Annotated in this window: 20 protein-coding genes; 10 read left to right on the top strand and 10 right to left on the bottom strand. The window is 71.9% G+C overall.

What is annotated here, in order from left to right; genetic code table 11:
* Positions 1 to 265: 265 nt before the first annotated feature.
* The 3 genes from ACFSKW_RS49480 to ACFSKW_RS49470 all read right to left on the bottom strand — a co-directional run bounded on the left by ACFSKW_RS49480 (position 266) and on the right by ACFSKW_RS49470 (position 2,410).
* Positions 266 to 643 carry a DUF3037 domain-containing protein gene (locus ACFSKW_RS49480; protein ID WP_379581876.1) on the bottom strand — a complete coding sequence of 126 codons (378 nt, stop codon included), beginning with the start codon at positions 641 to 643 and terminating at the stop codon, positions 266 to 268.
* On the bottom strand, positions 643 to 1,452 hold the full coding sequence (locus ACFSKW_RS49475; RefSeq protein WP_379581874.1) for a HipA family kinase: 810 nt from the start codon (positions 1,450 to 1,452) through the stop codon (positions 643 to 645). Before ACFSKW_RS49475 ends, ACFSKW_RS49480 begins: the two co-directional genes overlap by 1 nt.
* A 106-nt stretch (positions 1,453 to 1,558) precedes the next feature.
* Positions 1,559 to 2,410, bottom strand: a complete 852-nt coding sequence (locus tag ACFSKW_RS49470; RefSeq protein ID WP_379581873.1) for a TIGR03619 family F420-dependent LLM class oxidoreductase — start codon at positions 2,408 to 2,410, stop codon at positions 1,559 to 1,561.
* Positions 2,411 to 2,460: 50 nt separating this feature from the next.
* Here ACFSKW_RS49470 and ACFSKW_RS49465 point away from each other — a divergent pair, with 50 nt between their 5' ends.
* Both ACFSKW_RS49465 and ACFSKW_RS49460 read left to right on the top strand, forming a co-directional pair.
* A complete protein-coding gene (locus ACFSKW_RS49465; protein WP_379581871.1) occupies positions 2,461 to 2,688 on the top strand; it encodes a hypothetical protein in 228 nt (75 codons plus the stop codon).
* Positions 2,689 to 2,733: 45 nt separating this feature from the next.
* Positions 2,734 to 3,345 (top strand): zinc ribbon domain-containing protein, encoded by a 612-nt coding sequence (locus tag ACFSKW_RS49460; RefSeq protein ID WP_379581870.1) that lies wholly within the window; start codon positions 2,734 to 2,736, stop codon positions 3,343 to 3,345.
* Here ACFSKW_RS49460 and ACFSKW_RS49455 read toward each other — a convergent pair.
* Entirely contained in the window at positions 3,331 to 4,590 is a 1,260-nt protein-coding gene (locus tag ACFSKW_RS49455) for an LLM class flavin-dependent oxidoreductase (RefSeq protein WP_379581868.1), read from the bottom strand. The two genes, ACFSKW_RS49460 and ACFSKW_RS49455, sit on opposite strands and share 15 nt — an antisense overlap.
* On the bottom strand, positions 4,587 to 5,360 hold the full coding sequence (locus ACFSKW_RS49450) for an alpha/beta fold hydrolase (protein WP_379581866.1): 774 nt from the start codon (positions 5,358 to 5,360) through the stop codon (positions 4,587 to 4,589). The genes ACFSKW_RS49455 and ACFSKW_RS49450 overlap by 4 nt, the downstream gene beginning before the upstream one ends.
* 57 nt (positions 5,361 to 5,417) lie before the next feature.
* On the opposite strand from ACFSKW_RS49450, the gene ACFSKW_RS49445 reads away from it, so the two are divergent.
* The 3 genes from ACFSKW_RS49445 to ACFSKW_RS49435 all read left to right on the top strand — a co-directional run bounded on the left by ACFSKW_RS49445 (position 5,418) and on the right by ACFSKW_RS49435 (position 9,775).
* Positions 5,418 to 6,212, top strand: a complete 795-nt coding sequence (locus ACFSKW_RS49445; protein ID WP_379581864.1) for a TIGR03619 family F420-dependent LLM class oxidoreductase — start codon at positions 5,418 to 5,420, stop codon at positions 6,210 to 6,212.
* 8 nt (positions 6,213 to 6,220) lie between these two features.
* The gene (locus ACFSKW_RS49440) at positions 6,221 to 7,615 is read left to right on the top strand and encodes a serine/threonine-protein kinase (protein WP_379581862.1); all 1,395 of its coding nucleotides are present in this window, start codon (positions 6,221 to 6,223) and stop codon (positions 7,613 to 7,615) included.
* Positions 7,616 to 7,705: 90 nt separating this feature from the next.
* Positions 7,706 to 9,775: a PASTA domain-containing protein gene (locus tag ACFSKW_RS49435; protein WP_379581860.1), complete on the top strand. Its 2,070-nt coding sequence runs from the start codon at positions 7,706 to 7,708 to the stop codon at positions 9,773 to 9,775.
* Positions 9,776 to 9,819: 44 nt separating this feature from the next.
* Here the strand turns inward: ACFSKW_RS49435 and ACFSKW_RS49430 are convergent, their stop codons facing one another.
* Complete coding sequence (locus tag ACFSKW_RS49430; protein WP_379581858.1) at positions 9,820 to 10,350, bottom strand: TetR/AcrR family transcriptional regulator; 531 nt, start codon at positions 10,348 to 10,350, stop codon at positions 9,820 to 9,822.
* Positions 10,351 to 10,423: 73 nt separating this feature from the next.
* On the bottom strand, positions 10,424 to 11,512 hold the full coding sequence (locus tag ACFSKW_RS49425; RefSeq protein WP_379581856.1) for an alcohol dehydrogenase catalytic domain-containing protein: 1,089 nt from the start codon (positions 11,510 to 11,512) through the stop codon (positions 10,424 to 10,426).
* A gap of 113 nt (positions 11,513 to 11,625) precedes the next feature.
* Here ACFSKW_RS49425 and ACFSKW_RS49420 point away from each other — a divergent pair, with 113 nt between their 5' ends.
* The 3 genes from ACFSKW_RS49420 to ACFSKW_RS49410 all read left to right on the top strand — a co-directional run bounded on the left by ACFSKW_RS49420 (position 11,626) and on the right by ACFSKW_RS49410 (position 16,603).
* Positions 11,626 to 12,867 (top strand): ABC transporter substrate-binding protein, encoded by a 1,242-nt coding sequence (locus ACFSKW_RS49420; protein WP_379581854.1) that lies wholly within the window; start codon positions 11,626 to 11,628, stop codon positions 12,865 to 12,867.
* A complete protein-coding gene (locus ACFSKW_RS49415; protein WP_379581852.1) occupies positions 12,868 to 15,741 on the top strand; it encodes an ABC transporter permease subunit in 2,874 nt (957 codons plus the stop codon).
* Between the two features lie 109 nt (positions 15,742 to 15,850).
* Positions 15,851 to 16,603, top strand: coding sequence for an ABC transporter ATP-binding protein (locus tag ACFSKW_RS49410; RefSeq protein ID WP_379581850.1), 753 nt, complete (start codon positions 15,851 to 15,853; stop codon positions 16,601 to 16,603).
* 200 nt (positions 16,604 to 16,803) lie between these two features.
* On the opposite strand, the gene ACFSKW_RS49405 is transcribed toward ACFSKW_RS49410, so the two are convergent.
* Positions 16,804 to 17,217: an organic hydroperoxide resistance protein gene (locus ACFSKW_RS49405; protein WP_379581848.1), complete on the bottom strand. Its 414-nt coding sequence runs from the start codon at positions 17,215 to 17,217 to the stop codon at positions 16,804 to 16,806.
* Positions 17,218 to 17,271: 54 nt separating this feature from the next.
* On the opposite strand from ACFSKW_RS49405, the gene ACFSKW_RS49400 reads away from it, so the two are divergent.
* Entirely contained in the window at positions 17,272 to 17,841 is a 570-nt protein-coding gene (locus ACFSKW_RS49400; RefSeq protein WP_379581846.1) for a TetR/AcrR family transcriptional regulator, read from the top strand.
* A gap of 124 nt (positions 17,842 to 17,965) precedes the next feature.
* Here ACFSKW_RS49400 and ACFSKW_RS49395 read toward each other — a convergent pair whose 3' ends face one another.
* Positions 17,966 to 18,778 (bottom strand): thioesterase family protein, encoded by an 813-nt coding sequence (locus ACFSKW_RS49395; RefSeq protein WP_379581844.1) that lies wholly within the window; start codon positions 18,776 to 18,778, stop codon positions 17,966 to 17,968.
* 45 nt (positions 18,779 to 18,823) lie between these two features.
* Between ACFSKW_RS49395 and ACFSKW_RS49390 the strand changes: the two genes are divergently transcribed.
* Positions 18,824 to 19,483 (top strand): TetR/AcrR family transcriptional regulator, encoded by a 660-nt coding sequence (locus ACFSKW_RS49390; protein ID WP_379581842.1) that lies wholly within the window; start codon positions 18,824 to 18,826, stop codon positions 19,481 to 19,483.
* Positions 19,484 to 19,609: 126 nt separating this feature from the next.
* Here the strand turns inward: ACFSKW_RS49390 and ACFSKW_RS49385 are convergent, their stop codons facing one another.
* Positions 19,610 to 20,467, bottom strand: a complete 858-nt coding sequence (locus ACFSKW_RS49385; RefSeq protein ID WP_379581840.1) for a LysR family transcriptional regulator — start codon at positions 20,465 to 20,467, stop codon at positions 19,610 to 19,612.
* Positions 20,468 to 20,481 lie beyond the last annotated feature (14 nt).

Raw genomic sequence — 20,481 nt, 5'->3', positions numbered from 1 at the left:
CCACCGCGTCGGCGGCCGCCCCGACCGGCCACCGACGACGTCGGGATCGCCCGACGACGGGCTCCCGCGCCCGAGGCCGCTACCTCGGATGCCCGGGGCCCCGGCGGCCGGGCTCCGGCGATGCCCGGGGCCGCTCCACGACGACCGGGCCTCCCACGGGTGCGTCCGACGACCCACGGATGCGTCCGACGACCCACGGATGCGTCCGACGACCCACGGGTGCGCCCGAGGATGGCCCGGGGTCGCTTGGCAGGTGGCGGGTTCTTCAGAGGCGGACGAGGCGGTCAAAGAGGCGGGTGAGTTCGGCGTCGGGGTCCGTGGTCAGGCCCGCGTGGACGGCGGAGGTCTGCACGACCGTGCTGCGCGGGGCGGTCAGCCAGCGGAACCGGCTGCCCAGGGACTCCCGCACCATCGCCCCCGCGGAGTCGCCGCACGCCAGCTCGTAGCCCGCCAGCGCCTGCCGTACCTCGGAGGGGTCGGCGCCGGGGTCGAGGGCGCGCAGGCGGATCTCGTCGAGTTCGACGCGCGCGCGCAGGTAGGTGCGGGACTGGCAGTAGAGCAGGATCCCGACGTTGATCTGCTCGCCGCGCTCCACCTGCGGGATGACGCGGATGACGGCGTACTCGTAGACGTCGCGTTCCATCACTTGTCTCCCTGCTTCCAGAAGGCGCCGACCGAGCTGGGGCCGCCCTTCTGCTCGGCCTTCGCGGAGGCCTGCAACCAGTCGCGCGGGCCGTGGGCGCGGGCCAGCAGGTGTTCGACGTAGGCGTCCCGTACGGCCTGTGCCGAGTCGAACCCCGGTTCCTCCTCCAGCCACTCGTCGGGGACGAGCGCGGTGACCTCGGTGAGGAGCTCCCTGGTGATCCGCGCGGCCATGCGCTCGCCCGTCTTGGGGACGTCGGCGGCGAAGGGGGCCAGGACGTGGCTGCCGGCGTCGAAGGCGCGCTGCGGGTCGGCGTTCTTCCAGCTGTAGTGGAACCACAGCGCGGCGCCGTGGTCGATGAGCCAGGTGTCGTGGTGCCAGACCAGGAGGTTGGGGTTGCGCCACGTCCTGTCGACGTTGTGGATGAGGCCGTCGAACCACACGACCTCGGCTGCGAAGCCGGGGTCGGGCTGCCACGACAGGGGGTCGAAGCCGAGCGCTCCTGGCAGGAAGTCGATCGCGATGTTGCGTCCCTCGCTGGCCTGGAGCAGTTCCTGGATCTCGAAGTCGGGTTCCCGCAGCGCGATCTGCCTGTCGAGGTCGATGAGCTTGAGCTCGGGCGTGCGCAGGCCGAGCCGCCTTGCCAGCTCGGCGCAGATGATCTCGGCGACGAGGACCTTGGGCCCCTGTCCGGCGCCGCGGAACTTCACGACGTAGGTGCCGAGGTCGTCGGCCTCGACCACTCCCGGTAGCGATCCGCCCTCCCGCAACGGGGTCACATAGCGGGTCGCCGTGATTTCTTCCAGCATGGGACGAGGCTATCGGCCCGTCGATCGTGGTTCGGTGGCGTCCGGCATCACAGGCCGCGCGGCTCGCCGGGCGGAGGGTGCCTCCGGCCCGGCGAGTCCAGGCGCGTCACATCCTGGCGATGACCTCCTCGGCGAACCGCTCCATCGTGTCGACCTTGGGTTCGTCAGGCGACAGCCACCAAGGGGCGGCCATCGTGCCCGTGATGCCCTTGTCGGCGAAGCGGCGGTAGGTGTCGGCGTCGGGGAGCACGGCCAGCGGGGCGATGATCTCGAGCGCGTCCTCCGGCCTGCCGTACTCCTTCAGGTAGCGGCGCAGGTCGGCGAGGACGGCCTCGATCTGCTCCTCGGTGTAGATCCGGTTGCCGATCCAGCCGTCTCCGGCCCGCGCCGCCCTGCGCAGCGCCGCCTCGCTGTCGCCGCCCACGTAGATCGGGATCGGTACGGCAGGCACCGGCGACATCGACAGGGAGGGCAGGCCCGGCAGGTCCACCTGCGCGCCCGACCAGAGTTCGCGCAGGCGGGGGAGCATCTCGTCGAGCCTGCGCCCGCGCGTGTGGAAGTCCTGTCCCGTGGCGACGAACTCCTCCTTGCACCAGCCGACGCCCACCCCGAAGCTGACCCTGTCGCCCGACAGCACGGCGGCGGTCGACACCTGCTTGGCCACGGTGATCAGGTCTCGCGCGGGCGCGATGTAGACGTTGGGGGAGAAGCGCAGCCGCGTCGTCACCGCCGCCATCGCGCCGATCGTCACCCAGACGTCGGGCCAGTGCGTCTCGGCCGTCCACCGCATCCTGCCGTAGGGGTACGGCGTGCTGAAGTCGGCGAAGAACAGGTGGTCGGACAGCGTGAACGTGTCGAACCCGCAGCGCTCGGCCGCGACGGCGAGCTCGACGAACTCCGAGGTGTCGCAGAAGGAGGCGCCGAGCCAGAACCTCATCGGCTGTGCCTCATGATTCATCGCTCCTCATGTTGAGAACTCTCAGCCATCTCATGGCTGCAATCGGTAATATGTTCGAAGGTCGTGAAAGGCAGGTGATCGTATTGGCTTTTCGCAGGTCGGCGGCAAAATCTGTAGGACTGCCGTCGGTCATCCAGTTGCGGCTCAACCCGTCGCACGAGGATGCGGCACGGCTGGCGGCAGCGATGGCGCTGTGCAACGAGGCTGCCGCCTTTGTCTCCCGGCCGGCCTGGTCGCACAGAACCTTCGAGGCCGTCGCGTTGCATCGTCTGGCCTAGTACGAGGCGCGGGCGGCCTTCCCGGGGCTGGGTGCTCAGGCGGCGGTGAAGGCCATCGCCCGAGTTGTCGCCGCCTGTGCCAACCGGCGCGCGTCCAAGAAGCGAGCGCACGTCTTCCGGCCGCACGGGGAGGTGCCGTTCGATGCCCGCATGATCTCCTTCCGCAGGGATGTTCGCATCGCGTCCATGTGGACCCCGCAGGGAAGAGTTCGTGTCGGTTATCAGGGGAGGGTTGCCGATCTGAGGGCGCTCGACAGCCTGCGGGTTGGCGAGGTCGACCTGACGTGCAGGGGAGATGTATGGCTGCTCAAGGTCTCTGGGCGCACCTTGCACTCCTGGGCGTTCGCCCAGCAGATCGCGTTCACGCGATACAAGGCCGCACGACTCGGGATGGCGTTTGTGCTGGTGGATCCGTCCTACACAAGCCAGTCCTGCCCCGAGTGCGGCTTCGTCTCGAAGGCGAACCGGCCAGTGCGCGGCCGCTTTCTTCGCACCAGGTGTGGCCTCGCTGGGCATGCCGATCACATCGCAGCTCGCAACATCGCCCAGCGCGCTGTCGCGAGTTGGGGCGCAGTCAATCGCCCGCACGCTACCGGCCTCCCTTCCGCCAGATGGGACCGTGAGAGCAAGCCTTCGAAATCATCAGAAGGTAGTTGACTGGAACTCCGGGATGACCTTGGTGGCGAACAGTTCGAGGTTGCGCTTGACGGTGTCGAGCGGGAGGACTCCCTGCTGGCCCTGCATGTACAGGCCGAACCACTCCAGGTCGGGCATGCGGTCGAGCATGCGCTGGATGCCGCGCTTGACGTCGTCGGGTGAGCCGAACAGCGCCATCTCGACGTCGTTCATCCGCTGCACGTCGCCCTTCTCGGGCGAGATGGGCTGGTGCTTGTCGTCCTCCTTCTTGCGCAGCACCTCCAGGTAGCCGAACGGCCCGAAGAAGGCGGCGAAGTCCTTGGGGATCTTCTTGCCATAGGTGTTGATCGCCTCGTCCGTCGTGTCGGCGATTCCGACGATCTTGAGGATGCCGGTGTGCTCACCCAGCTTGTAGTGGCGGCCCTGCTTGGCCGACTCCTCCTGGTAGAGCTTGGCCTTCGCAGCGTGGTCGTCGGGATTGGGGGTGAACATCCACGGCATGATGTCCTCCTGCGCGGCCCTGATGACCGAGCGGTCGGAGATCGTGAACGGCTGCCAGAGCTCGGGATGCGGGTTCTGGTACGGCCTGGGGCAGACGCTGACCGCCTGGACTCTGCCGTCGTCGTCGAGCTCGTCGGGCGCGCCGAACGTCCGCGTCCACTCGGTGGCGGGCCACCCCTCGATTCCCTCGAAGGGATACGGCACCTGATAGTCCAAAATGTCGGATTTGTAGCGAAGGGTCTCCTGCGTCCAGGCCATCTTCATGATCTTGAGGACTTCGCCGAAGACGTCGAAGTTGCGGTTGTCGCTCGACGAGCCGTCCGACCTGGCCGCCGCCGCGTGCCAGCGCTGGCCGAGCACGTTCATCCACCGGTTCTGGTAGCCGCGCGCCACCCCCAGCCGCAGCCGCCCCTTGGAGAACTGGTCGAGCAGCGCCACGTCCTCCGCCGCCCTGATCGGGTCCCACGCGGGCAGCACGAGGCCCAGCGGCGCGAGCAGGATCCGCTCGGTCCGTGCCGCCAGGTCGGTGAGGAACATCAACGGGTTGACCGAGAACTCCATCCCCTCCGAATGGAAGTGGTGCTCGGTCATCATCAGCGCGTCGAAGCCGATCCTGTCGGCGTGCACCGCGATCTCCCGCACCTCGTGCAGCAGCCTCTGGTACGACTCGGTGTCCCGTCCGATCGGCCGCTTGGCCCGTGCGTTCTCCTCGGCCGCGTACCCCGAGCCGGGAATCTGGGGGTTGAGAAAGATGGCGAACTTCACCGGGAGATCTCCTTCAGCCATTGGTTGACCACGAGCAAGAACTCGGCGGGCCGCTCCTCGTGCAGGCGGTGTCCGCTGCCCTGCCAGCAGACCGTGCGCGAGGCGGGATGCTTGAACAGGTCCGTCTCCCACGCCGCCTGCGCGGGGTCGGTCCAGAAGGTGAGCACGGGGCACTCGCGCCGCGACAGGTACGGCTCGGCCGCGCCCCGCGAGCCGATCGCCTCCTCCCCCGACCACAGCCCGTCGTAGGCCTCGGCCAGCACGTGCGGCGGCGTCGCCAGCAGTCGCCGCCGGTGCCACTCGCGCAGCCAGCCGGGCGAGGCGGGGGTGTAACACCATGCGTCGATCTGTACGGCGGGCGTCTCCCGCATCGCGACCGCCATGGCCACGACCTCGTCGGGACGCCCGTAGCCCGGATCCACCGCGACGACGGCGGCCACGCGCGAGGGATGCTCGACGGCGAGCCGCGAGACGATCACCCCGCCCATGGAGTGGCCGACGGCCACGAACCGCTCGATTCCGAGCCGGTCGAGCAGTTCCACGAGGTCCTCGGCCATGCGGACGGGGTTGTTGCCCTTCTTCTCGGCCGAGGAGTAGCCGTGCCCGCGCAGGTCCACCGCGATCACCCGGTGCTTGCGCGCGAGAGAGGGGATGTGTTGTGCCCACTGGTGGGAGTCCGCGCCCCAGCCGTGGACGAGCAGCAGCGTCGTGTCGCCTGAGCCGTCGTCGGTGTAGAACAGCCGCACGCCCGCGACCGCAGCGAATCCCATGAGCGGCAAGCTACTCTAAGAAACGGTCCCGAGCAATCGCTTGGTTAAGGAGCGGTCATGCGGCTTGGCGTCACGATGTTCAGCACCGACCTGGCGATGCCCGTCGCCGACCTGGCCAGGGCGGCGGAGGAGCGCGGCTTCTCCTCCCTCTACCTGCCGGAGCACACCCACATCCCCGTCTCGCGGCGCACCCCGCCGCCGACGGGCACGCCGCAACTCGCCGAGGAGTACCGGCGCACCCTCGACCCCCTGGTGGCCCTCGCCTCGGCGGCCGGCGTGACCTCGACGATCACGCTCGGCACCGGCATCCTGCTGGCCGCCCAGCGCGAGCCCATCGTCACCGCGAAGGCCATCGCCACGCTGGACCACCTGTCGGGCGGGCGCGTGGTCGTGGGAGTCGGCTTCGGCTGGAACGTGGAGGAGATCGAGAACCACGGCGTGCCGTACAAGGACAGGCGGGAGGCGGCCAGGCGCAACATGCTGGCGATGAAGGCGCTGTGGAGCCAGGAGGTGGCGGCCTTCGACGGCGTCGAGCCGTCGTGGTCGTGGCCCAAGCCGGTGTCGGGGCCGCCGATCTACGTCGGCGGGGCCGCGGGTCCCCGGCTGTTCGCGCACGTCGCCGAGTACGCCGACGGATGGATGCCGATCGGCGGCAAGGGGATCAAAGCCGCGCTGCCCGCGCTGAGGGAGGCGTCGGCGACGGCGAAGGTCATCCCGTTCGGCACGCTGCCCACCGGCGGCAAGCTGGAGTACTACGCCACGCTCGGCATCGAGGAGACCGTGCTGTCGCTGCCGAGCGGGACGGCCGACGAGGTCCTGCCGGTTCTTGATCGGTATGCCGCCTTCCTATAGTTGTCGGCATGCCGTCGAGCCCCCTCCAACCAGGCGATCCGCACGCTCTGCAGGGATACCGGATCATGGCCCGTCTCGGGGAGGGCGGCCAGGGCGTGGTCTACGAGGCGGTGTCGTCCGGGGGCGAGCGCGTCGCGGTCAAATGGCTGCACGCCCGCAGCCACAGCACCGAGCGGCGGCTGCTGTCGGAGATCGAGAGCATCCGCAGGGTCGCGCCCTTCTGCACCGCGCGCGTGCTCGACGCGGGAGTGGCGGACGGCAGGCCGTACGTCGTCAGCGAGCTGGTCGAGGGCGTCTCGCTGCACGCGCTGGTCATGCGGGAGGGGCCGCGCTCGAGCGGGTCGCTCGACCGGCTGGCGGTGGGCACGATGACCGCGCTGGCGGCCATCCACCGGGCCGGCGTGGTGCACCGCGACTTCAAGCCGCAGAACGTGCTTCTCGACCGCGAGGGGCCGCGGGTCATCGACTTCGGGATCGCGCGGCTGCTCGACTCCACCAGCACGGTCGGCGCGCGGCCCGTCGGCACGCCCGCCTACCTCGCGCCCGAGCAGATCGGCGGCGAACCGGCGGGGACACCCGTGGACCTGTTCGCGTGGGGGCTGACCATGTCGTTCGCCTCCAGCGGTAGGGCGGCGTTCGCGGCCGACTCCTACCCCGCGGTGCTCGGCAGGATCCTGTACGGCACGCCGGACCTCGGCGAGCTGTCGGGGCCGTTGCGCGAGCTGGTGGTGGCCTGCCTGGCCCGGTCGCCCGAGGAGCGTCCCACGGCTGAGGAGGCGCTGGCCGTCCTGCTCGAGGGCCCCGCCCGCCCCGAGGATGGCGAGCGCCGGCAGCGGGCCGCCGTCTCCGGAGAGGACCGCACACGGGAGAGGGCCGCACCTGGCCGGGACCGCGCGCCAGGATCGGGGCCGGGGGCGGAGACCGAGGTGGAGGCCGGGGCGGAGGCGTCCGTGCGGGGTCATGGGCGTGCGGGGACGCTCGTGTCCGGCGAGCATCCGGCCGGGCCCCGCCGCCTCTCCCGCCTGTGGTGGATCGCGGCGGCGGCCGCGCTGTCGGCGGCGGCAGCCCTGGTGGTGGCGAGCCCGTGGCGGAGCGAGCCGCCCGCCCTCGCCGGCGAATGGTCGGGCGCGGCGCATCACCCTAGCTCTAAGGTCACCTTCCCGATACGGCTGAGCCTGCCGGACGACGCGGGCAAGGGGACGATGCGCTGGGGCGAGGGCCTGCACTGTCAGGGCGTGCTGACCAGAATCGACACGGCCACCTACGACCTGTCGCAGGTCAGAGGCGAGGGATGCCATCCGGGCAGGGTGGTGCTCGCCGCCGAGGGCGCGAGCGGCTACACGTTTCAGGTGATCAGAGCGGGTGAGGACACCCCTCGCTACTCAGGAAGTATCCAGAAATAGGACATCACAACGGCGTCACGGTCCGTTGACGCGCCGCGATCCCTCGACTTCAGTAGAGAGGTAACCGGTGGGCGGCGAGGGGAGGCGCCCGTGCCGAAACCGCTCAAGACGGGGGACCCTCAGCGACTGGGCGACTACGAACTGTCCGGGCGACTGGGGGAGGGCGGTCAGGGGATCGTCTACCTCGGCAGGTTAGGCGAAGAGTCCTTCGCGATCAAGCTGTTGCACGGACCGGTGGGGGACGAACCGGCGGCCTTCATGCGCGAGGTCGAGCTGGCCAAGCACGTGGCCCGCTTCTGCACGGCGCAGGTGATCGACGCGGGGTTCGACGACGGCAGGCCGTACATCGTCAGCGAGTACATCGAAGGACCCTCGCTGGCCAGGGAGGTGGCGCTGGAGGGACCGCGCAGCGGCGGCGCGCTCGAACGGCTCGCGGTCGGCACCGCCACCGCGCTGGCCGCCATCCACCGCGCTGGGATCGTGCACCGTGACTTCAAGCCGCAGAACGTGCTGTTAGGCGCCGACGGGCCGCGCGTGATCGACTTCGGCCTCGCCAAGGCGCTGGACGCGGCGGCGACGGTCAGCGGCAGAGGGGTGGGCACGCCCGCCTACATGGCGCCCGAGCAGATCACCGCCTCGGCGATCACCGGAGCGGTGGACGTGTTCTCGTGGGGCGCGACGACGTGCTTCGCCGCCAACGCCTCCGCGCCGTTCGGCCAGGACTCGGTCGCGCCGGTGCTCCACCGCATCCTGACCGCGCCTCCCGCGCTGGGGCGCCTCGACGGGCGGCTCGGTGACCTGGTCGCGCATTGCCTGGACAAGGACCCCCGCAACAGGCCCACCAGCAGGGAGCTGTTACTCGCGCTGCTGGGCGCGGGGGAAGGCGTGCCGGCGGAGGTGCTGCGCTCACCTCCGCCGCACATCCTGCGCGTGGACCCCCACCCGCTGGCCGAGCCGGAGGCGACGGGAGCCGCCGACGGCTACCTGCTGCCCGGCATCCCCGCGCAACGCGGTGCCGGATCAGTCTCGGGTGCCAGGATGAGGGAACCGGCCCGCGCATCGGGACGGGGCGCGGCGTCCGCCGGGCACCCCGCGCTCTCCTGGAAGGAAGAGGAGCCCCCGGCCGGCTCGAGCGAAGGGCACCCGTCGTGGCCCGGTCCCGCGGGCTGGGCGTCGGAGGCGACGCACCCCGGCCGGTGGGTGGGTCCCGCGGCCAACAGGGTCTCCCTGGCCGTCTCGTGCGCGCTCCTGATCAGCGCCGCGGTCCTGGTCGCGGTGCTGGTGCCGGCGCTGCAGAGCGTCAGCACCCCCACCGAGGCCACGCCCGAGCCGGTGGCCGTGGCCTCCACGCCCGCCCCCTCCTCCTTCCGGCAGAGCTCGTCGGCCAGGACGAAGGACACGCAGGCGACGACCAGGCGCCCGCCCCCCGCCACGGCCCCCGCCCAGCCGATGCTGCTCGCGGTGCCGGGAGTCGTGGGCATGGACCGTTCCGCGGCGGTCGCGGCCATCGAGGGAGCGGGCCTCGTCGTGGGGTCGGTGACCGAGGCCGGCTCGGCACGGCCGGCGGGCGAGGTGCTCGGGAGCACGCCCGAGCGGGGTGCCAGGCTGGCCCGGGGCTCCAGGGTCGACCTGCGGGTGTCGGCGGGCGGCGTCGAGGTGCCCGCGTTGGCGGGCCTGTCGCGCGAGGCCGCCGCCTCCGCGCTGAAGGCCGCGGGGCTGAAGACAGGGAAGATCGGCACGAGTTGCTCCGATCTGCCCGACGGTCAGGTGATCGGCAGCAGGCCGGGGGCGGGCACGCGCGTGACCCCGGGCAAGGCCGTGTCGCTGACGGTGGCCAGGCACGGTGCGGCGGTGCCGTCGGTGGTGGGGATGTCCAGGCGCGAGGCGCGGGCGGCGCTGAGAGGCGCGGGCTTCGCCGTACGGCAGCGCGCGCAGATCGTGGGTGACGCGGGCGCCGTGGACTCGGTGCTCGGGCAGAGCGTGGCGCCCGGCACGTGCGCGGCGCCGGGACGGGCGATCGTGATCACAGTGGGCGTGGCGGGGCAGTCCCTCCCCGACCCGGCGGAGCCGACCACGCCGCCCGACGTGGACCCGCCCGCGGGCACCGACCCCGAGCCGACCCCCACGCCGACCTCCGGTGAGGGCTCGCCCACCGGGTGATTCGCGAGAAATCCGTCGCGGCGGGATACGCGCCGGTCTCGGGGTCAGATGGCCAGCGCGGCCGCGGTCAGTGTGGGCAGGACGCTGTCCTCGGGCAGGTCCATCGTCTGGACGACGCCCCACTGGAGCGCGCCGAGCACCGCCCATCCGCGCACTCGCGTCTCCCGCGAGGGGTCGGGCCCGGCGAGTTTGGCGAAGATCTCGTCACGAAAGGTCCTGATGGCCTCGCCGGGCGAGCCGGGAGGCGCGTCGTCGGCGCCGCCCAGGTCCTCCATGACCAGCCTGATCACCGCGCGGTGCCGTACGGTGAACGCCACCAGGGCCGTCACGAACGCGCGCCGGTCGGCGAAGTCCGCCCCCAGCAGGGCGAGCATGTCGTCGGCGCAGGGCGCGATCAGCTCGGCGGCCAGCGTGTCCTTGGGGTGGAAGTGGTAGGCGACCGCCGTCTTCGTGAGCCCGACCGCGGCGGCGATGTCGGCCAGCGAGGTCGCGGCGTAGCCCCGCTCGGCGAACAGCGCGCGGGCCGCGGCGAGGATCCTGGTGCGGGTGTCGCGCCCCTGCTCGAGTGTGGTCATCGTCCCGCTTCCGCCCGCCGCCGCGAATGATCGCACCATCGTAGGGCGCGGCACGGCCGTACAGGACGGCGGGCTAGAAGACGATGACGGAGCGGGCGACGGCGCCCTGGCGGACGTGGGTGACGGCCTGGTCGATGTCGGCCAGGGGGAGGCGTTCGGTGACCAGCCCGTCGAGGTCGAGCCGGCCGCGGAGGTACTGCGCGGCGAGCATGGGCAGGTCGCGCAGGGGCGCCGCGTCGCCGCCCTGGGTGCCCATGAGACGGCGAGAGGCGAACAGCAGCCCAGGCTCGATGGTCAGGGGGGTCCCCGCGGCGGGGCTGCCGACCATGACGGTGGTGCCGCCCGGCTGGGTGGCGGCGAAGGCCTGGCCGAGGACGCTCGCGACCCCGGTGGCGTCGAAGGCGTAGTCGACGCCCCCGCGGACGATCTCGCCGACCTGCTGGGGGAGGTCACCGGCGAGCAGGGTGTGGGTGGCGCCGAAGTGGGCGGCGAGTTTGAGCTTCTGCTCGACGACGTCGGCGGCGATGATCGTGGTCGCGCCCGCGAGCACCGCGCCCTGGACGACGTTGAGGCCGACGCCGCCGCAGCCGACGACCAGGACGCTGGAGCCAGGGGCGACGCGCGCGACGTTCAGGACGGCGCCGACACCGGTGATGACACCGCAGGCGAGCAGGCACATCGCGTCGAAGGGGGCATCGGGCGCGATCTTCACGCACATCGCTTCGCGGACGACGGCGTACTCGGCGAAGGAGCCGATGCCGATGAACCTGCGCGTCTCCTGGCCGTCCATGGTGACCCTGGGCGCGCCGCCCATGATCGCGGTCAGCCTGGCGGGGCCCGAGCACAGGTGGAAGCGGCCCGCTCCGCAGTGCCGGCACTTCCCGCACGCGCCGCTCATCGCGATGATCACATGGTCGCCGGGTTCGACCGCCGTCACGCCCTCGCCGACGCTCTCGACGATCCCCGCGCTCTCGTGGCCCAGGATGAACGGCGGCTGCCGGACGACCGGGCTCTTGCCGTCGATCGCCTTGAGGTCGGACCCGCACACGCCGGACGCCTTGATCTGGACGCGCACCTCGCCGGGACCCGGATCGGCGATCTCCACCTCGCGGATCTCCATCGGCTGGTGGAAACCGGTGAGGACGGCGGCGCGCATCAGCATGCGGCACACGCTAGCAAGCAAATGCTTGGTTTAGAAGCGTTGACACCCATTCCGCTCGAACCTACTCTGACGCAAAACCAAGCGAGCGCTAGGCCGAAAAGGCGGAGGCTGGGTTGCGGCGAGAACTCGTGGTGCTGGCAGCGGTGGTGACGCTCGCGGGGTGCGCGGCGCAACAGGGGACGGCGGCTCCGGGCGGCGGTGGACAGACCCCGGGAGTGACGGACACGACGGTCAAGGTCGGCGGGGTGCTCACCAAGACCAGCGCGAGCGGCTACTCGACCAAGGACGCGGAGATCGGCGCCAAGGCCAGGTTCGAGCGGGCGAACGCGGCGGGCGGCGTGCACGGCAGGAAGATCGAGTTCCTCGGCGCCGAGGACGACACCCAGGACGCCGCCAAGGGCGACGCGGCGGCCAAGAAGCTCGTCCAGAAGGACAAGGTGTTCGCGCTCGTCCCCGTCCACGCCCCCAACTTCGGCGGCGCGGTCTTCCTCGAACAGCAGGGCGTGCCGTGGTTCGGCTGGGCGACCGGCCCGCAGTGGTGCGGCACCAAGACGGGCTTCGGCTACAACGGCTGCCTGGCTCCCAAGGCGGGCGCGGGCTCGCAGACCTGGTGGGGCAACCAGATGGCCGACCTGCTCGGCGGCGCCGCCGGCAAGACCGTCTACGTGCAGACGTCCGACTCGAGCGGCAGCAAGTACGGTGGCAAGACCATCTCCCAGTCCTTCCAGGCCGCCGGGTTCGAGCTCGTCGGGCTCAACTCGGCGCTGCCCGCCGCCGCTCCGCCCGCCGACTGGCTGCCCTACGTCGACAAGATCATGACCTCGAACGGGGGCGCGCCACCCGACATCGTGGTGTCGATCATCGCGGGCACCAAGTTCAACGTGGGCCTCTACGCCGCGCTGAAGAAGGCCGGGTACAAGGGCGTGCTCAGCGACGCCACCAGCTACGACGCCGCCATCCTCAAGGACGCCGCCACCGCGCAGGCGCTCGAGGGCGTGATCGCCGCGCCCATGTTCGAACCCTTCGAGTCGAGCGCCCCCGAGATCGCCCAGCTCAAACAGGACGTGGAGAAGGTCGCCCCCGGCGCCACGCTCACCCAGCACCTGGCGATCGGCTACTGGTCGGCCGACATCTTCCTGAAGATGCTGGAGCAGACGGGCAAGGACCTCACCCGCGAGAAGTTCCTCGCCACCGGCAACGGGGCGTTCACCTACGAGAACGCGGGCTTCGGGAAGATCCAGTACCCCAAGGACCACGACGAGCCCAACGGCTGCGGCGCGCTGGTCACGCTCCAGAACGGCGCCTACCAGGTCGCCAGGAGCATGAAGTGCTTCGACAACGTGCCGCTCAAGTAGATGCTCGCCTACGTCCTGAGCGGACTGGTCACCGGCGCCGTCTTCGCGGTGATGGCGTCGGGCCTGACCCTTTCCTACGCGGCCACGGGTGTGTTCAACTTCGCGCACGGGGCGGTCGGCTTCCTGACCGCGCTGGTCTTCTTCGAGCTCAACGTCGGCCTCGGCTGGCCCGGGTGGGCCGCTGCCCTGCTCGCCGTCCTCGGCTTCGCCCCGCTGCTCGGGTACGGCCTGCACAAGGCGATGTTCAGGGGCCTGGCCCACGCGGGCGAGACCGCGCAGATCGTGGCGACGATCGGGCTGACGATCGCGCTTCCGGCGCTCGGACTGCTGGTCGCCGACCTGGTGGCCGAGCCGCTCGGCCTGCCGCCCGCCGACGCCACCGCCCTTCCGCACGGTGTCGGGCCCTATCCCGCCGCCGAGGTCTCGCTCGCCGGGATGGCCTTCGACTCCGACCAGGTCATCACGTTCTGCGTCGCCGCGCTGGTGGCGGCGGGGCTGTGGCTGTTCATGCGGCACACGCCGTACGGGCTGCGGATGCGGGCCTCCGTCGACCGGCGCGGGCTGGCCACGCTGCGCGGGATCGACGCCGACGCCACCTCGGCGCTGGCGTGGACGCTCAGCTCGGGCCTGGCGGGCCTGGCGGGAGTGCTGGCCGTCCCCGTGGTGGGGCTGGACTCCGGGGCGTTCACCGTGCTGCTGTTCGCCTCGGCGACCGCCTCGGTGTTCGGGCGGCTGCGCTCGATCCCGTGGACGTTCGCCGCGGGGCTCGGCCTCGGCGTGGTGCAGAACCTGGTCGCCGGTTACGCGGACTTCGCCGCCGAGATCACCGGGCTGCGCACCGCCGTACCCGTGATCCTCCTGTTCGTCGGGCTCGTGCTGCTGAACAGGTCGCGGGAGCGGGTGGCGGGCAGCGCGGCCCAGGACACCCCGCCGCCCGACTACCTGGCCGACCTGCCCGGCTGGCGGCGAAGGCTGCCATGGCTGGTCTCGCTGGCGGCGCTGCTGGCCTGGACGTTCACCAGGCCCGCCGACGACTTCTACGTGGGCGTGGTGGCGCAGGGGCTCGTGCTGGCGCTGATCTTCTGCTCGTTCGTGGTGGTCACGGGCATCGGCGGGATGGTGAATCTCGCGCAGGCGGCCTTCGCCGCGATGGCCGCGCTGACGTGCGGGTGGGCCCTTTCCTCCGGCTGGCCGTTCCCCGTCGCGATCCTGCTGGGGGTGCTGGCGGCCGCGGCCGTCGGGGTGCTGGTGGCGCTTCCGGCGCTACGGCTCGGCGGACGGATCCTCACGCTGGCGACGCTCGCCCTGGCTCTCCTGGCCGACCAGGTGCTCTTCCAGGTCGACGCCTTCAGCAACGGGACCATCGGCTGGCCGCTGCCCGCCCTCTCGTTCGGCTTCGCCGACACCACCGATCCACGCGTGCGGGTCGTGCTCCTGCTCGTCCTCATCGGGCTGGCCGGGGTCGTGGTCCGCAACCTGGAGCGGTCGGTGTCCGGCAGGGCGATCCTGGCCGTCAGGTCGGCGCCCGCCGCCGCGGCGACCGTCGGAGTGTCGGGGCCACGCACGAAGATCATGCTGTTCGCGCTGGCGTCGGCGATCGCCGGGCTGGGCGGGGTGCTGTACGCGACGTCGAAGGGGTCGATCACGGCGACGGACCTTCCGGCGTTCGCCGGGTTCGTGTGGCTGGCCGTGGTGGTGCTGCAGGGCGTGCGCAGGATCGGCGGGGCGGTGCTCGGCGGTCTCATCGCGGCGATCTTCCCCGAGCTGCTGGCGGGGTGGGAGATCTCGGCGCACGTGGGCGCGATCCTGTTCGGCACCGGCGGGATGATCCTCGCCAAGCATCCCGACGGGGTTCTCGCCCAGCTCGCCGAGGCCCGCCACCGCCGTCGCGCCGCCCGGGCGGTCGTGCCCCCCTATGCGGACCGCGATCGCCGGACCGCCGCCCCCTCTCCGCCGCCCGGCTCCGAGCAGGCCGGGGTCGGCGGCGAACAGCGGGAACCCGCCCCGCTCCCCGGCGGGGTCCCCGGAGACCCGGCCGTCCTGCGGGCCGTCGCCTCGCTCTCCGGAGATTCCCCCGAAGAGCCGGCCGGAGCCCGGTGGGAGGGGCCGCCAGGAGGACGGGCCGTCGCCGCGCTCTCCGGAGACTCCCCTGAAGACCTGGCCGGGGTCCGGTGGGAGGGGTCGCCGGGGCCCGCGCCGGTGCTCAGCCTCGAAGGGGTCGTGGCCGGCTACGGCGACGTGACCGTCCTGCGCGGCGTCGACGTGGCGATCAGGGCGGGCGAGGTGCTGGCCCTCCTCGGCGCGAACGGCGCGGGCAAGTCCACCACCTGCGCCGTCGCGGCCGGGGACGTGCCGGTCACCACGGGCAGGGTGCTGCTCGACGGCCACGACGTCACCGGCAGCCCCGCCCACAGGCGCGCCCGCGAGGGAGTGTTCCTGGCCCCCGAGGGGCGCGGCGTGTTCCCTGGACTGACCGTCGAGGAGAACCTGCGGACCTGGCTGGACGCGCCCGACCAGGTCTACGAGCGGATGCCGCACCTGGCCGCCCGCCGTACCGTGCTCGCGGGAGCGCTGTCGGGCGGGGAGCAGCAGTTGCTCACGCTCGCGTCTGCCCTCGTCAGGCCGCCCCGGGTGCTGATCGCCGACGAGCCGTCGCTCGGCCTGGCCCCGCTGGTCGTCGAGCAGGTCTTCGCCCTGTTCGCCGAACTGCGCGGGCGCGGGGTGGCGCTGCTGCTGGTGGAGGAGAAGGCCACCGAGGCGCTGGCGGTGGCCGACAGAGTGGCCTTCATGCGGCTCGGCCGCGTCACCTGGACCGGCCCCCGCTCCGAGGTGGACGCCGACCGGCTCACCGCCGCCTACCTGGGGGTGTCGTGATGGTGACCGTGGTGGACGCGAGCGGTCTGTGGGGGAGTGTGCCCGGAGGTGTCGTGATGATCGGGATGGACGTCGACCGCCCGACCGCCGCCGGCCTGAGGGTCGCGTCATGACCGCGTCCGCGCTGGCCGTCGAGGGCGTCTGCGTGGCCTTCGGCGGGGTTCGCGCGCTGTCCGAGGTCTCGTTCGCCGTGCCGGAGGGGCAGGTCTGCGGCGTGATCGGCCCGAACGGCGCGGGCAAGACCACGCTGTTCGACGTGGTCTCGGGCCTGCGCCGCCCGCAGTCCGGGCGCGTGCTGGTCTCGGGCACCGACGTGACCGGCGTCTCCGCGGTACGGCGGGCGCGGGCGGGGCTGCGCAGGACCTTCCAGCGCACGCAGGTCTTCGGCCGCCTCACCGTGGCCGACAACGTCCTGGCCGCCATGGAGTGGCGCGGCGGGGGCGGCGGCGTGCTCGCCGACCTCGCGGGCCTGCCGGGCAGGCGACGGCTGGAGGCGGCGCGGCGCGAGCGGGTCGAGGAGGTCCTCGACCTGTGCGGGCTGCCGGCGCTGCGCGACGCCTACGCGGCCGCGCTGCCCGTGGGCCAGCGACGGCTGGTCGAGCTGGCTCGCGCGCTCGCCGACCGTCCGGCCGTCCTGCTGCTCGACGAGCCGACCTCGGGCCTCGACGCCGACCAGACGGCACGGCTGCGCGAGGTCATCGCCGCGCTCGACACCACGGTGCTGCTGGTCGAGCACGACATGGGCTTCGTCATGGACACCTGCGACCACCTTGTCGTCCTCGACCTCGGCAAGGTCATCGCGACGGGTCCGCCGTCCTCGATCAGGGCCGACCCCGTGGTGCGCGCCGCCTATCTCGGCTGACCCCACGATCCGTCCACTCGTCTCGGCCGAGCCGGTGAGCGGTCCGCTTGTCCCGGCTGTGCCGTGCGCGGTCCGCCTGTCCCGGCGGCCCCGAAGTCCGCTCTGCTCGTCTCGGCCGAGCCGGTGAGCGATCCGCCTGTCCCGGCCGGCCGCGAGGCGGCTTCGGGGCGGGATCGGCCGGGCGGCGAGGCGCGCGCGGGTCACTCGATGACGAGGTCGACGGAAATGTTGCCGCGGGTGGCGTTGGAGTAGGGGCAGACCTGGTGGGTGGCCTCGACGAGCCGCTGTCCCGCCTCGCCGTGGAGCTCGTCGGGCAGCTCCACCCTGAGCGTCACCTCCAGGCCGAACCTGCCCTCGCCGATGCTCCCGAGGCCGACCTCCGCGGTGACAGACGCGTCGGAGACGTCCAGCTTCATCCTGCGCGCCACGTTCTGCATGGCGCTGGCGAAGCAGGCCGCGTAACCGGTGGCGAACAGCTGCTCGGGGTTGGTGCCCTCGCCGGAGCCGCCCAGCTCGACGGGGTGGGCAAGGGTGACGGACAGCTTGCCGTCGTTGGTGGCGGCCCGGCCCTCACGGCCGGAGGCGGTGGCGATGGCGGTGTAGAGAGTCTTCATGCTCATGACAATAATCGACATCATGTCGACTATTCCCGGCGTAGTGTTGATTTTATGAAGAGGCGTACGGGGATGACCAAGGGCGACCGCAGGGAACAGGCCATCGTCGAGACGGCGAAGGAACTGCTCAAGACCGTTCCCCCCGGGCAGATCACGATCGACAGGCTGGCGGCGGGCGCGGGGATCTCGCGGTCGAGCTTCTACTTCTACTTCGACTCCAAGACCGCGGTGCTGGAGGCGCTGCTGACGGAGATCGCGCGGGAGATGGAGGCGGCGGCCAGGGGCTGGCTGGACGGGGCGGGCGACGACCCCGCGGCGTTGCGGGAGGCGCTGGGGGTGAGTGCCCGGCTGTGGGGCGAGCACGGGGCGCTGCTGCGGTCCGCGCTGCTGGCGGAGGATCCGGAGTTCGCGGAGTTCAGGGCGCGGGTGGTCGAGGGGTACATCGGGCAGGCGGCGGCCAGGATCGAGCGGGAGAGGGCCGCGGGGCGGGCCTGCGCGGGACCGCCCGAGGACGGGCTGGCGCGGGCGCTGGTGCGGATGAAGTTCGCGGTGCTCGCGGAGGACCAGTCGGCGCAGGCCATCGAGACCTGCGCCGTGGTGATGACCCGGGCGATCTACGGCTGAGCCGCCGTGGTGAGCTGCCGGGCGGCAGCGTGATCACCCGGGCGATCTACGGCTGAGTTGCCGTGGTGCCGTGCGGTCGTCGGCCGGGCGGCAGTGTGATCACCCGGGTGATCACCCGGGCGATCTACGGCTGGGCAGGGGTGCGAACGGCGGCGAGCTGGGTGGCCTGGGCGACGAGGCGGCCCTTGGCGTCCCACGCGTGGGCGGTCTCGTCCATCCGCTCGGCCGTCACGTCGGACGCGGTCAGCCGTACCCTGAGTGGCCCCGGGGCGGGCAGCCGCCTGATGTAGGCCGACAGCTGGATCGTGGGCACCCAGCCGGGCGCGCCGAGGTCGAAGGAGACCGGCGGCACCGGGTCCATGGCGACCAGCAGCGACAGCGGGTCCCAGTCGGAGCCGTCGGCCAGGCGTTGCCAGCCGGCGATGACGCCCTGGCGGGCGGGCTCGCCGAAGGCGAAGGCGAGATGGGCGGGGTTGAGCCGCTGCTCGACGACCTCCATCAGCGGCACCCGCATCCCCGCGCCCGGCGGCTCGGTGGGCGACAGCCAGCACTCCTGCTCGTCGGGCAGCTCCACCGGCTCGAGCCCCGACCACCACGGGTCGTCCTCGGTGAGCCTGCCGAGCGTGATCAGCGCCTCGACCAGCGGAGCGTCGTTCTGGGACATGCGAGCGCGAACCTGGGTGACGGCCTTGCCCCTGCGCAGCGTCTCCACGTCGATCCGCACCGCCCCGAACGAGGGAGGCGAGATGAACGAGCCGCTCACCGCGGTCAGGTGCGGGTGGTCCTGTCCCGCGCTCTCGATGGCGGCTCTTCCCATGACGGCCAGGAGGTAGCCGCCGTGTGCCTTGTCGCCCACGCTCCACTTCTCGTCCAGCGTGGCGTCGAATCCACCGTCCGCGCGCGGGGCAACAGCGGTCGCATCCCTAAAAGTCGTCATATGGCCACATTGACGTCGTCAAGCTGACGGTGTCAACCTGAAGGGATGAAGCGGGTTCGCGCCAATCCTGGTGAAGGAGTGCGGCTGCGCGAGGAGATCCTCGCGGCGGCCGAGGAGCTCCTGGTCGAGACGGGGCGCGAGGGGGCGTTGACGCTGCGCGCGGTCGCCGGCCGTACGGGAGTCTCGACGCCGTCGGTCTACCTGCACTTCGCCGACAAGGACGCGCTGATCGAGGCGGTCTGCCTGCGCGCATGGGACGAGCTCGAACGGCGGATGCGCGATGCCGCGCGCGGCGTCGGCGACCCGTTCAGGGCACTGGGCAGGTGCGGCAGGGTCTATGTGCGGTTCGCGCTCGACCACCCCGCGCAGTACCGGGTGCTGATGATGCGGCAGGGCTCGGGCTCGGCGGCGGAGGCGTGCTTCGGCTACATGGTGGAGGCGGTCTCGGCGTGCGTGGCGGCGGGCGTGCTGCGCGGCGACCCGCAGACGCTCGCGCTGGGGCTGTGGTCGGCGGCGCACGGGTGCGCGTCGCTCGTGATCAGCCAGCCCTCCTTTCCCTGGCCGGAGAACCTCGACGCGTTCATCGACGACACCGTCAGGATGGCCGGCTTCGGTACGGCCCTCGCCTCGCGCCTGCCCCGCCACGGCATCTCCGCCGAGATCGCCGCCGAGCTCGACGCCTTCGCCGCCCGGCTCACCGAGTAGCCGGGTCATCGAGCCGCCGGGTCACCGTCGTTAGGTCACCCGAAGGTCACCGAGTAGCCAGGTCATCGAGGAGTCAGGTCATCGAGGAGTCAGGTCACCGAGGAGCCGGCTCGCCGGGCTGGCGGGTCACCGGGCGGGCGCCAGCCTGCTCCTGAACTCCTCGAGCAGATGCCGGTACACCGCGGCCACCGCGGGCCTGGCCAGGGCGCCGGAGGCGACCGCGAGATAGCCCGTGTTGAGCGGCGGGACCTGCGGCGACGCCAGCGCGACCAGCCGTCCCGCCGCCAGGTCGTCGGCGCACAGGTAGGCGGGCAGCACCGAGACGCCCGCTCCTGCGCGCACCGCGGCCAGCACGCCGCGCAGGTCGGGGATGATCGCCCCTGCCGTCATGCTCGCCCGGCGTCCGAAGACCGTCCGCCAGTACCGCCTGATGATCGGCAGGTCCTCCGCGTAGGAGATGATTGGCGCGTCCGTCGGCACACCCGGAGCCGCCACCAGCACGAACTCCTCGTCGTAGAGCGCCTCGGCCTGCACGCCGCGCACGCGCGGCCGTACCGTGGAGATCACCAGGTCCAGCCGCCCCGCCGCCAGCTCGGCCAGCAGGTCGTCGGTCAGCCCGAACGTGGTGCGCAGCACCAGCCCCTCCGCGACCAGCGGTGCGAGCACGGGCACCACCTCCACGCACACGAACTCGGCCGGACCGCCCAGATGCACGCTCCGCATGGAGGGCAGCTCGGAGCCCACCACCTCGGCCAGCGCGTCGAGCGAACCCGCCACCCGCCTGGCCAGCTCGTCGGCCGCGGCGGTCGGCGCGACCCCTCTGGGCAACCGGTCGAACAGCGGCCGGTCCAGTGCCGCCTCCAGCGCTTTGACCTGCGCCGTCACCGCGGGCTGCGAGAGGCCGAGCGTCTGCGCGGCGGCCGTGATCGAGCCCGTACGGTGCACGGCGAGGAAGGTCCTGAGCAGGTCCAGTGAAAGCGACATATCAGCATCATGAT

Origin of the sequence: Nonomuraea mangrovi, from assembly GCF_042681425.1 — a bacterium.
Lineage (GTDB): Bacteria > Actinomycetota > Actinomycetes > Streptosporangiales > Streptosporangiaceae > Nonomuraea > Nonomuraea mangrovi.
Note: the sequence above shows the minus strand (reverse complement) of the source record. Positions and strands in the feature narration are given on the sequence as shown.

Bases quoted from the DNA above. Each gene is read 5' to 3' on its own strand.
- ACFSKW_RS49415 (WP_379581852.1), top strand. From the start codon at position 12,868: ATGCTCGCCTACGTCCTGAGCGGACTGGTCACCGGCGCCGTCTTCGCG.
- ACFSKW_RS49410 (WP_379581850.1), top strand. From the start codon at position 15,851: ATGACCGCGTCCGCGCTGGCCGTCGAGGGCGTCTGCGTGGCCTTCGGC.
- ACFSKW_RS49400 (WP_379581846.1), top strand. From the start codon at position 17,272: ATGAAGAGGCGTACGGGGATGACCAAGGGCGACCGCAGGGAACAGGCC.
- ACFSKW_RS49465 (WP_379581871.1), top strand. From the start codon at position 2,461: ATGTTCGAAGGTCGTGAAAGGCAGGTGATCGTATTGGCTTTTCGCAGG.
- ACFSKW_RS49445 (WP_379581864.1), top strand. From the start codon at position 5,418: ATGCGGCTTGGCGTCACGATGTTCAGCACCGACCTGGCGATGCCCGTC.
- ACFSKW_RS49475 (WP_379581874.1), bottom strand. From the start codon at position 1,452: ATGCTGGAAGAAATCACGGCGACCCGCTATGTGACCCCGTTGCGGGAG.
- ACFSKW_RS49405 (WP_379581848.1), bottom strand. From the start codon at position 17,217: ATGAAGACTCTCTACACCGCCATCGCCACCGCCTCCGGCCGTGAGGGC.
- ACFSKW_RS49450 (WP_379581866.1), bottom strand. From the start codon at position 5,360: ATGGGATTCGCTGCGGTCGCGGGCGTGCGGCTGTTCTACACCGACGAC.
- ACFSKW_RS49425 (WP_379581856.1), bottom strand. From the start codon at position 11,512: ATGCTGATGCGCGCCGCCGTCCTCACCGGTTTCCACCAGCCGATGGAG.
- ACFSKW_RS49440 (WP_379581862.1), top strand. From the start codon at position 6,221: ATGCCGTCGAGCCCCCTCCAACCAGGCGATCCGCACGCTCTGCAGGGA.
- ACFSKW_RS49395 (WP_379581844.1), bottom strand. From the start codon at position 18,778: ATGACGACTTTTAGGGATGCGACCGCTGTTGCCCCGCGCGCGGACGGT.
- ACFSKW_RS49390 (WP_379581842.1), top strand. From the start codon at position 18,824: ATGAAGCGGGTTCGCGCCAATCCTGGTGAAGGAGTGCGGCTGCGCGAG.
- ACFSKW_RS49470 (WP_379581873.1), bottom strand. From the start codon at position 2,410: ATGAATCATGAGGCACAGCCGATGAGGTTCTGGCTCGGCGCCTCCTTC.
- ACFSKW_RS49385 (WP_379581840.1), bottom strand. From the start codon at position 20,467: ATGTCGCTTTCACTGGACCTGCTCAGGACCTTCCTCGCCGTGCACCGT.
- ACFSKW_RS49480 (WP_379581876.1), bottom strand. From the start codon at position 643: ATGGAACGCGACGTCTACGAGTACGCCGTCATCCGCGTCATCCCGCAG.
- ACFSKW_RS49430 (WP_379581858.1), bottom strand. From the start codon at position 10,350: ATGACCACACTCGAGCAGGGGCGCGACACCCGCACCAGGATCCTCGCC.